2 protein-coding genes and 1 pseudogene are annotated in these 2,247 nt (G+C 25.6%); all 3 read right to left on the reverse strand.

The features are described from left to right. The coding region (locus Q0C22_RS07935; protein ID WP_291493533.1) for a protoglobin domain-containing protein at positions 1-655 on the reverse strand (655 nt) is incomplete at its 3' end. 175 nt (positions 656-830) lie between these two features. Beyond that, complete coding sequence (locus Q0C22_RS07940) at positions 831-1,829, reverse strand: glycosyltransferase family 2 protein (RefSeq protein ID WP_291493535.1); 999 nt, start codon at positions 1,827-1,829, stop codon at positions 831-833. Beyond that, a pseudogene (locus Q0C22_RS07945) lies at positions 1,822-2,247 on the reverse strand (hypothetical protein); the annotation flags it as partial. The gene Q0C22_RS07940 and the pseudogene Q0C22_RS07945, both read right to left, overlap by 8 nt.

A 2,247-nucleotide genomic window follows, 5' to 3' on the forward strand; every position in this document is an offset into this window, starting at 1 on the left:
TATTAATTACCGTATGCTCAAATGATGAATTTGAGACAAACAAAAATTTACCTATATCGGAAATAAAGAGAAAGAAAATCAAAAAACTCGTAATTACAAGCAAACTCACTAAACCAACATCAAAAAAATACGACACCCTTGAGCTTAATCTAACAATATTAGTTTCTATTTTTGTTTTTGCAATATAGAATTGACTTTCATCAATATAAGAACTCGTCATTATGTCTAAATTAATATCCAGTAATTTATCTATAGATAGCTTTAGTTCTTCCTGTCTGTGAAATACATCATAATTTTCCAATATAAGACTACGTAAAAAAGATCTTATAAAAGTCATTGTGGCGCTTACATAGTGAGATGGCAAACCAATCTGTGCATGAATTTCTCCTATTTTTTTAACTTTTCTAAAATAATCTTCATTATACTTTCCATTGAATAAATCTAAAAACCATAGTTTCAACTTTTCTTTATGGCGATTTTTAATTTCTTCATCGTATAAAAATTTGCTATAATTATCAAATCTTGATATATATTTATGAAGCTCTTCAACAAAATTATTGGCATTTTTATAAGCTATGTCTTTTAAGCTGGATATATTTGAAATATCTTCATCTGTAAGATCGTATATTTGTATAATCTTTTCATAAGTTTCCACGCTTATTTTTTTATTTAAAAAAATATATTTGTCAAGAAAAAACTTTCAAAAAATTAAATTGCTAAAAAAAATTTTTTTATAATATAATCAAATTTTAACAAATCAGCTAAAAATATATTTTAACTAAAAACACAATTTAAATAATTCTTTTTTCAAAAAACAATTTTTTTTGGAGTTAAAGTCTTGGTGGTTTTGATTTGTTTGTAAAAAACCACTTAAGATGTCTTAGCAAATCAAACAAAAAAGGCACATAGAAACTAATAATCTTAATAATATTTTTTGGATAGAAAATTATCCTAAAACCTTTTTTATCTTCTTTATGTAGCCTTTTTACAAATGTTATAAATGCACTTTTATTTTTTGCCAGCAGAATTTTACTGAGCATTTTGTTGTATCTATCTAAAAGCATTGTATTTTTCCATTTTAAAAGTTGTTTTTTATCAAAACCAAGTCCAAGAGCATATCTATATGGAGATTTAATAAATTCTAAACTGTCAAATAGTTTATCTATATCAGATAACATAGAAACATTATTTTCATGGAGCCTCCATGTTGCAATAACTTTATTAGACAAGATAACATTTCCAAGAAGACATAATCTTAAAAAAGATTCTACATCTTCATTTATAATATCATGTTTATAAAAACCAATTTTTACAGCAGCCTGTCTTAAATAAAGCGTTGCTGAATGAAAATAAGGTATTTTGTTCCAGTTTAAAAAAACATAAAAACCATTTATGCATGTTTCTTCTTTGCGCTTATATGTAATTTTTGAATCATCAAAAACAGTTTCAGCGAGTGCCATTACCATAACTATATTTGCGCATTCCTGTTTGTGATAAAAATTTATCTGGTTAACCATAAAAGAAATTGCATCAGTTGCAATTAAATAATCGTCACCATCTAAATTTAGCACATATTCACCTGTTGCATATTCATACAAAAGTTTTCTATGATTTGCTACCCTGCCAATGTTTTTTTCATTTCTATAATACTTTAGGCGCTTATCATTATATTCTTTTACAATTTGACGCGTATCATCCAAAGATGCATCATCTGAAACTACAACTTCTAAATTTGGATAATCCTGATTTAAAGCAGAATCAATTGTTTGTTTTATATATTTTGCCTGATTGTATGCTGGTATAGCAATTGTAACTTTTGGTTTATCCATTTTTTACCCTCAATATTTTGTTCAAAACCAATATAAATAATATAAATTCGGTAAGCGAAAACGCAATACTTGCCCCCAAATCTTTTAAAAAGTATCCAAGAATTAAGCAAATTATTATATCAAATATTGATACAAATACAATGCTTTTTGTAAAATACCTTTCAAAGTTTAAATTTATAAGCCCAATCGTACCAAATAAATAATTAAAACTACCGAACAATATTACAAAACTTAAAACTCTCATATCGATTACAGCTCCAGGCATAGTCTTTGCAGAAATAATCTTTATTATAAAGCCTGAAAATACAAAAACAAATAGCATTATTAAAAATAAAATCAAGACATAGTATCTTGCGATGGAAAATAAATTTTTAACAGCATCTTTTTTTGATATATTGTGATATTTTTTTGATAGATG

The organism is Desulfurella sp. (genome assembly GCF_023256235.1).
In the GTDB taxonomy this organism is placed as follows: Bacteria; Campylobacterota_A; Desulfurellia; order Desulfurellales; family Desulfurellaceae; genus Desulfurella.